Source organism: Bacillus cereus group sp. BfR-BA-01522 (genome assembly GCF_022662635.1).
Lineage (GTDB): Bacteria > Bacillota > Bacilli > Bacillales > Bacillaceae_G > Bacillus_A > Bacillus_A cytotoxicus.
Map to the genome: position 1 here is coordinate 1 of NZ_JAKUDY010000029.1, position 7,659 is coordinate 7,659.

Below are 7,659 nucleotides of genomic sequence, written 5' to 3' on the forward strand. Positions count from 1 at the left end.
GAGGGAAAAGGCTTCGCCATGGCTGGAGTAGGAAATGTCTCAGGGGGAGGACAGTATTCTCTGAAAGAGGCTTATCAGTATATGGAGAGTAAGGTTGTTAAGGGTACGGGTGAAGGGAGTAGGATTATTCCTGGTACTCCGGGAAAGGTTACAGGAGGTAGTTCTACAAAATTAGGACAAAATTTATTGGAATCCATGGGGCTTCCACGTTCTGCATCATGGAAGGGATATCAAGCGCAACATATAATACCTAAAAACTTAAGAAATCATCCAGTATTAAAGAAAATTGGAATGGATATGGATCATGCTGATAACGGGATATTTTTACCGATACCAGCAAAAGATCCAAGTGCTTTGTCTAGGCATAGAGGATTTCATAGTGTATATAATAATGTGGTTAAAGATTAGTTAGATAAATTAAATATCAATCAAAGTATTGAGCAGTTGGAACAACAAGTATTTGAATTGCAACAAAAACTAAAAAAAGTACAGAAAGTGGCTTGCCATTATACAAATCAAAGGTATTAGAAATCGGTATTGAGAAGTTTTACAAAACAAAATTAAATGAAGAAATAAAGATTTGGCAAAGAGGTGGCGGTGCTACTGAAGAACTTTGGGAAAGGTGGATAAATAAATGAAGTATGGAAAAAACACTCAATTAGTTGAAGAGGTTATTAATTTTATTACAAATTTGCAACTTTTTCGTAATGAAAACCTTCTAAATCGTGATGTTGTTATGGTTAATGAGTATGAAAGAGCACAAGAATTAGCATGGTCTCAAGATTTGGATGAAGTTGAAAACGTTTGGGAAGAGATTAAATCCTCAGAAGGTGGGGAGATAATAGGACAATTATATGAGCATAATTTAAACTCTATGGAACATCCTATAAGGGAGATTATTCAATCATCAGAGAACTATCCAGGTGATTTTGTATCACAATATATTGATATTTTTGAAGAAATAATTGGAGATTTACATATGTGTGCACTAAATCGTTTAGTAAATGGAAAAGTTGATAATTTTTATGAAAGAATCTTTGAGATTTATAAACTTGGGGGTTGGCCTTGTGGATGGGAAGGCGAGTATCCACAGGGAAAAATGATTGTTTATATGCCTGAAAAAGAATAAAAATTATAGTAATGTGATAGTAACTTATAATATATAACAAAAAAATCGATTCGAAGTAAATTGTACCTTATAAACTGAACAATTTACTAAAAAATTTAGGAATTCAAGCATAAAAAAATGACTTTGATCTTATGGCAAAGTCATTTTTTTATTTTAATAATTCAGCTTTTGTATAGTTAAAGTTAAGAACAAAAAGGCTGGAAAACAGCAGACAAAATAAATGACTGGAATCACACGATAAACAGCGGATTTGCCAAGGTGGTAGATGGTGTAACAGGTGGATTCGGTATCGCGAAAGATGTCGTATTAGGTCGATCTCCAGTACCCGTTGAAGGAGTCATGGGACTTCGTCGTGGCATGAATTGGGAAGCTGCGGTGAAGACGAGTCATGACGAGTTGAAAGGGATTATTCATAATAAGATTTCTAAGTTGGAAGAGAGTGTTGTTGGTAAGGGTGCGGGTAATGGTAAGCATTTACATGATGTACCTAAAATAAAAGAAATTGAAGTGAACTTTAATAGAAATGTAAAACATGATTCAGAAGAGTTTGCGAGACAATTAAAAGACCAAGAAAAAGGTATGAATGAGCTTACAGTGGATGAGTATTTAAAAAGTCGTGAAAGATACATAGCACAGGGGCGAGCTATTGAAGGTAATGCTGCTCAACAAGCTGCTAGAGAAGAAGCTTATGTACAAAAGGTAAATGAACTACAAAGAGAAGGATTAACGTTATCAAATGCCAAGAAAAAAGCCAAGGAATGGCTAGATACTCAAGCTGCACTTCACAACCCTAACCAGATAGCAGGTGGAAAGGCAGAAATAATAGGAGGTATGGGAGATAAAAGGATTAATTCTTCTATAGGTAGTCAATGGCGGTATAGAATTGATATTGTTGATGAACAAATTAAGGAATTAGCCAAAAACATGACACCAGAACAACTAAAAAGTACTTATTTGAATGTAAAATTAACACATTAGAGGAGGAGTTTAGATGGAACAATATTTAAAAGATTTTAAGTTGCATAATAAAGTTCCGAGTGAAATCATTGAAAAGTATAAACATGTAGTACCTAATGAAATAATAGATTTATGGAGTAATTATGGATTTGGTACATTTATGCAAGGGTATTTTAAAAGTATAAATCCAGAGGAATTTAAAGAGATTTTGGAGGAGAGTAGTCAAAGATATAAGGATTCAATAGTATTATTTGCTACGGGTATGGGAGACTTGGTTATTTGGTCAGATGGATATGTTAGATTACTTAATTACAGGTATGGTATAGTAAAGACCATTATGTTTACATTTGAATTTTTCTTTCAAAATATTGCTGATTTAGAATTTAGAGATGAAGATTTATCTTGGCAACCTTATCCCGAAGCGCTTAAACAATATAATGAGTTAGATTACGAGGAGTGTTTTGGTTATACACCTCTATTAGGTTTAGGTGGAGCAGAAAAAGTAGAGAACTTAAAAAAGGTCAAATTAAAGGAACATATTCTTATTATTACTAGTTTTATGGGGCCAGTACAATAATAGAATAAGTAGATATTTTATCACTAGGTAAATAGAGATATAGGATTCGTTCAAATGACTTAGACTTACTACTTAATTTATATTTTACAAGCGAATATGATAACGAAACACATTAACACATATATAAATCAATGAAAAACAAAGTTTATGTGAAGTGGATAGAAAAAATAATAGGTTGTTTGAAAATAGATACTCCATGATGGTTGTAACATCATAGAGTATTATGTGTAATTCTAGAATAGAAAACGAAATACGAGCTTAGGCGAGATGAGATTTTACTGTGCGACGAATACAAAGACATGGAATGGAATCTGGTGGAATTACAGCAAAAGACATAGAAAAATATCGAGTGAAAAATAAATTAACATGGCATGAGTTAAATGATGGAGTTACTATGCAACTTGTGCCAACAGAAATAAACGCCAAATTTGGACACCTTGGCGGAGTTGGTGAGATAAACGCAGGAGCCTTTGAGCCTGGAGGATTTGCAAATAAATAATAAGGAGATCTTAAAATGACAATAAATGATAAAGTTTTTGGAGAACTTGATTACCAATATAAATGGGTAGGATACAGAACCATAAAGTTTTTGGGAAAGGACACAGAGATAGCATTATTAGTAGGAGGTACAGAAGATGGAGATTTTGATGAAGGGCAATATATGGCATATAATTCATTAATGGATAATTGGGAAAAAATCCAACATAGCATATTACAACCAATTTTAGATTATTATAAAGAAAAAAGGCATGAGCTTGGTTATGATGTTGCATTTAATGAAGACTATCCATTAATTGAAACAGTTGATCAATTAATAGAACATATAACATTAGTAGGTATTTCTGTTCCATATGATTTCCTTCGCGATGGACGTGATATAGGAGTCTCATTTGATTGTTCATGGGATGAGGAAAATGGTTTAGGAATTCGTCTTATAAATGAAAAGGTAGATGAAGTAGGTTATCAAGATGTCGCTATTTAAAATAGGCTGTTAAAAAGTAAAGACCTCATGATGGTTGTACCATCATGGAGTACTGTGTACAATGAAAGAATAGAAAACGAAGTACGAGTTTAGGCGAGATGACATTTTATTGAGCGGCGAATATAAACACATGGAATGAACATGAAAGTAATGAACCGTACAAGCTCGTAAGTTTTAACGTAGTAGTTGTTACGATATATAAAAGGTGTCATACTGTTACTATAAAACTTACAAATTTATGCTATTTAAAAATACATGAACTTAAAGCGCTTGATTGTCGACTAAAGGCAATGAGTGCTTTTTATTTTAATATTACAACATAGGGTACGGGTGAAGTATACACTGTAAAGGCAGAGGATGTTATAGCCGAAAGGGTTAAAGATTTTGACTTAAGAGAACATCCAGTTTCATATAAGCAACTTAGTGCTAAGAAGATGAAAGAATTAAAATTAAAAATAGAAAATAGAACTATTACAAAAGAGGAATATCAATCTTATATTTGGAATAAAAAGTTTGCGAGAAGAAGGGATAAGGGTGTAGTAGAATTCTGGAAACAGGAAAGAATAAGAATTCTAAATGGAGAAACACCGACAAGGAATTGGTCTAATGAACAAATAGAGGATATTTTAAATAAAAAGAGAGCTAAATTTAATGGACAAACGTTACAAGGGCATCACACATATAGTGCTGCAAAATACCCTCATTTAGCAGATAAAGGAGAAGTTATATATCCTTTAACATATAAAGAACATTTTTATGGATGGCATGGAAGGAATTATAAAAATAGTTTGCCTGGAAAACCGATTAAGGAAATAATAGAATTTTAATTATTACGGAAGGAATGATAGATATGGAAACAATTAATTTAGTAGTTCTTAATGACTCGAATGCTAATAAATATATTCCTTTGTTAAGAAAAAAAACATCTAAATCTATAAGTGACATAAAACAAAATATCAGTATGGGAAATCCTGTGATTGAATGTGATTATTATGATGAAGAAGAATTGAAATTTTTAGTGACGTCTGCTGAGGAATTGCTTCTAATGGGAGCAAGTATCAAAATTTACGAAGATGAAGAAGAGATTACACTTGAAATGGTAAAAAATTTAATTGAGACGATAGAAGGAGTTGCAAGAGATAGGGAAGAAATGGATAAATTAATGTTTGATGATGATACTGAATAAAAAGAAGTAAGTGAAGAGTTAAGTAAGAGAGATTAATATAGTTTTAAAAATATGAATAGAAAACAAAGTATATGTGAAATGGATAGAAAAAATAATAGGGTGTTTGAAAGTAAGTACTCCATGATGGTTGTACCGTCATGGAGTACTGTGTGCAATGATAGAATAGAAAATAAAGTACGAGCTTAGGCGAGATGACATTTTAATGGGTGATGAATATAAACATATGGAATGTATATGAAACTAACGAACTCGTACAAACTCGTAAGTTTTAATATAGTATTTGTCATGATGTACAAAAGGTGTCATACTGTTACTACAAAACTTACAAATTTACGCAATTTAAAAACATATGAACTTAAAGCACTTGATTGTCAATTAAAGGCAACAAGTGCTTTTTTGCGTTTTAGCGTAGAAATTTAACAGAGCAATATAATTTTATAAGTGCATTAAGTGTTAAATTTTTATTGTTGTTTTATAGACTGTAGTGGCTATGTACAGTATACGACGATAGTAGAGGGGAAAATAAAGGGTTGTATTATGTTTTGAAGTCATCGTAAAGTACGTTTTAACGGATGGACGTTATGCACACGTTATCCGCAGAAAACGGGTAAACGTTACAGGGATTGTAATTGCTGTAACGGGAGGGAGTTTGATATGGAAGAGAAAGTAGTTGGCTATGTACGAGTTTCAACAGAAGGACAAGTACGTGAAGGATACAGCCTAAGTATCAAGTAGAAGAAATTGAACGGTACTGCATTGAAAATAAACTACAGCTGCTTCACATATACGAAGATAAAGGAATCAGCGGAGCGGTAGTAGATGAAGATGGTTTAACAGTTGAACGTGAAGGTTTACAAGAGCTATTGTCGGATATGACGTATCATCAAGTGAGCATGCGTATGGGATCCCGCAAACCATTACGACAAAAAAAGAAAAAATAACAGTAGATGATATTTTCAAAGATTCACTGGCCTTTGATCACGTACTTCGCGCGCAGTATAAAGAAGTCAAAAAGCAAAATCCAGATGCGAAACTAAACTACAAAGAATATTGTCAACTAGTCCCATCTATGCGAGGATTTGAGTATACCTCTATAGAAGACGAACAGAAAAAATTAGAAGCATGGCGTGATGTAGCAATCAGCGGAGCACTGATCATCACGACAATCTTCTGTCCACCACTCGGAATCGCAGCTTCAGTTATATACGGTGGTCTCCAAGTAAAAAGTGCCATCGAAGGGGAGGACTGGGGGACACACCGAAAACTAAGCAAAGAAGAACAAGTAGAAGCTGGCTTCTTCGGAGCACTTGACATCATCCCAGGACTCGGTTCCGCAGCAAAAGCATTCAAAGGAACAATCGACCTCGGATCCCTGGCAAAGCTCACAAAATGGAAAGAGGGAATCGCTGATTTCAATCCAAATATAGGGAAAAATGTGGTACAATCGTTAAAGGATAATGAGACATTAAAGAATGCATTACATACATGGAAAAAAACGAAGGTCCCCGTAGCAATCAGGTCAGCAGACACTGGAATGGGAATAAAAATTCCTCATATAGAACATGCAACTGTTGGAGAAATAGCAAAAAACTTTGCAAGAGTGCGAGCAACCGCTAAAGAGGATGCTTATCAACTTGCGAAGGGGAATGGTGATTCGGGAGTTAAGGGTACGGGTGAAACTACAGTAAAAAGACAAACTCCAAATCAAAGAAAATCGGAGGTTATTCAAAATAATTTTGTTAAAATTACATCTCGTACTAATATTTATAACCCAAAAGATATTCCTAGTGTAAGAGATGGTGAGTTTATTAGGTGGTTTGACAATATAACTTTAGATGAATTAGAGATAGCGTGGGCTAATCCTGAAGTTAAAAAAGTAATTTCTTCAAGATTGAGATCGCCTGGGAAATTACATGAATGGTTAATGATTGCAAGAGCACCTACTTTTAAAAGATGGGGGATAAGTGCTAAACAAATCCAAGAATTGAGAACACCAACAAAAGATGTTGAGTTTATTAATCCACCAGGGAAACATCATCGTGCGCCGGGTTCTAAGCGAGCGCATAATGAAATATTAGAGATAATAGACACATCACTTGACTATGATACATTTGTAAGAAGGTTACAGATGTGGTTTCATTATAGATACAAGGGTGGAGTAGAAGGATTACCAGGTACTCTAAAAAAATGAGGAGTGATAATATGGAATATAGTGGAATGGCTTCAGTGTGGTTTGGAGTTTCTAAATCGTTTGAAAATCTTGAGGAGTATGTTGATATAGAATATACGGAAGATGGAGATTCAATAGACTCAAAGTTTGGAACAAACTTTGAATTTGGTTATTATGATGAAGATAACATTGAAATTTGTTTTTATGAAAATCCTAAAAATAATGTAGACGATATTTTAAATGATTTTTCTTATAGCGAACTAATTATCCCAAAAATAAAAGAGTTAATAAATGGCGATAAATTAGCATATAGTATTAATTCTGTTATTGTACTCTATGATTTTCAATACAATGAAGCGAAAAGTGGAGATGAATCCGAAAATATAGAAATTAAATTTATTGGTACTGTACCATACAAATAGCTCGTACAAGTTCGTTAGTTTAAACGTACTATTTGTTATGAAATACAAAAGATTTCATATTCTCAATATCAAAATTGTACGTACAAACTTAAAGCGACTAGTGACTTGAAAACTTAGAAAACATGTGAACTTAAAGCGCTTGATTGTCTCTGAAAGGCAACAAGTGCTTTTTTCGTCTTAGTATAGAAATAAGATATAATAAAAAAGTTAATATTTTGTTAGATTGAGAAAATAAA

9 protein-coding genes and 3 pseudogenes are annotated in these 7,659 nt (G+C 33.4%); all 12 read left to right on the plus strand.

Annotation, left to right across the window (positions count from 1 at the left end):
- The first annotated feature begins 81 nt into the window (after nt 1-81).
- The 12 genes and pseudogenes from MR059_RS22070 to MR059_RS21215 all read left to right on the plus strand — a co-directional run bounded on the left by MR059_RS22070 (nt 82) and on the right by MR059_RS21215 (nt 7,423).
- Nucleotides 82-638, plus strand: a pseudogene (locus tag MR059_RS22070) (AHH domain-containing protein).
- A complete protein-coding gene (locus tag MR059_RS21165) occupies nt 635-1,129 on the plus strand; it encodes a cytoplasmic protein (protein ID WP_087098844.1) in 495 nt (164 codons plus the stop codon). Before MR059_RS22070 ends, MR059_RS21165 begins: the two are co-directional and overlap by 4 nt.
- Before the next feature lie 258 nt (nt 1,130-1,387).
- The gene (locus MR059_RS21170; protein ID WP_242162019.1) at nt 1,388-2,107 is read left to right on the plus strand and encodes a polymorphic toxin type 15 domain-containing protein; all 720 of its coding nucleotides are present in this window, start codon (nt 1,388-1,390) and stop codon (nt 2,105-2,107) included.
- Nucleotides 2,108-2,120: 13 nt separating this feature from the next.
- Nucleotides 2,121-2,663 (plus strand): T6SS immunity protein Tdi1 domain-containing protein, encoded by a 543-nt coding sequence (locus MR059_RS21175; protein ID WP_087098842.1) that lies wholly within the window; start codon nt 2,121-2,123, stop codon nt 2,661-2,663.
- A 280-nt stretch (nt 2,664-2,943) separates the two neighbouring features.
- Nucleotides 2,944-3,162, plus strand: coding sequence for an HNH endonuclease (locus MR059_RS21180; RefSeq protein ID WP_242162020.1), 219 nt, complete (start codon nt 2,944-2,946; stop codon nt 3,160-3,162).
- A gap of 15 nt (nt 3,163-3,177) precedes the next feature.
- Nucleotides 3,178-3,645: a DUF6985 domain-containing protein gene (locus tag MR059_RS21185; RefSeq protein WP_242162021.1), complete on the plus strand. Its 468-nt coding sequence runs from the start codon at nt 3,178-3,180 to the stop codon at nt 3,643-3,645.
- 122 nt (nt 3,646-3,767) lie between these two features.
- The gene (locus MR059_RS22080) at nt 3,768-3,968 is read left to right on the plus strand and encodes a hypothetical protein (protein ID WP_087098862.1); all 201 of its coding nucleotides are present in this window, start codon (nt 3,768-3,770) and stop codon (nt 3,966-3,968) included.
- A gap of 111 nt (nt 3,969-4,079) precedes the next feature.
- Nucleotides 4,080-4,472: a hypothetical protein gene (locus tag MR059_RS21195; RefSeq protein WP_242162022.1), complete on the plus strand. Its 393-nt coding sequence runs from the start codon at nt 4,080-4,082 to the stop codon at nt 4,470-4,472.
- Between the two features lie 23 nt (nt 4,473-4,495).
- On the plus strand, nt 4,496-4,831 hold the full coding sequence (locus MR059_RS21200) for a hypothetical protein (RefSeq protein WP_048724396.1): 336 nt from the start codon (nt 4,496-4,498) through the stop codon (nt 4,829-4,831).
- 654 nt (nt 4,832-5,485) lie between these two features.
- Nucleotides 5,486-5,724, plus strand: a pseudogene (locus MR059_RS21205) (recombinase family protein); the annotation flags it as partial.
- Nucleotides 5,725-5,729: 5 nt separating this feature from the next.
- Nucleotides 5,730-7,022, plus strand: a pseudogene (locus tag MR059_RS21210) (hypothetical protein); the annotation flags it as partial.
- An 11-nt stretch (nt 7,023-7,033) separates the two neighbouring features.
- Complete coding sequence (locus MR059_RS21215) at nt 7,034-7,423, plus strand: immunity 22 family protein (protein ID WP_033730812.1); 390 nt, start codon at nt 7,034-7,036, stop codon at nt 7,421-7,423.
- Nucleotides 7,424-7,659: the final 236 nt, after the last annotated feature.

Excerpts from the sequence above, each read along its gene's own strand:
- MR059_RS21165 (WP_087098844.1), top strand. The coding sequence starts at position 635 with ATGAAGTATGGAAAAAACACTCAATTAGTTGAAGAGGTTATTAATTTT.
- MR059_RS21175 (WP_087098842.1), top strand. The coding sequence starts at position 2,121 with ATGGAACAATATTTAAAAGATTTTAAGTTGCATAATAAAGTTCCGAGT.
- MR059_RS21185 (WP_242162021.1), top strand. The coding sequence starts at position 3,178 with ATGACAATAAATGATAAAGTTTTTGGAGAACTTGATTACCAATATAAA.
- MR059_RS21195 (WP_242162022.1), top strand. The coding sequence starts at position 4,080 with ATGAAAGAATTAAAATTAAAAATAGAAAATAGAACTATTACAAAAGAG.
- MR059_RS21200 (WP_048724396.1), top strand. The coding sequence starts at position 4,496 with ATGGAAACAATTAATTTAGTAGTTCTTAATGACTCGAATGCTAATAAA.
- MR059_RS21215 (WP_033730812.1), top strand. The coding sequence starts at position 7,034 with ATGGAATATAGTGGAATGGCTTCAGTGTGGTTTGGAGTTTCTAAATCG.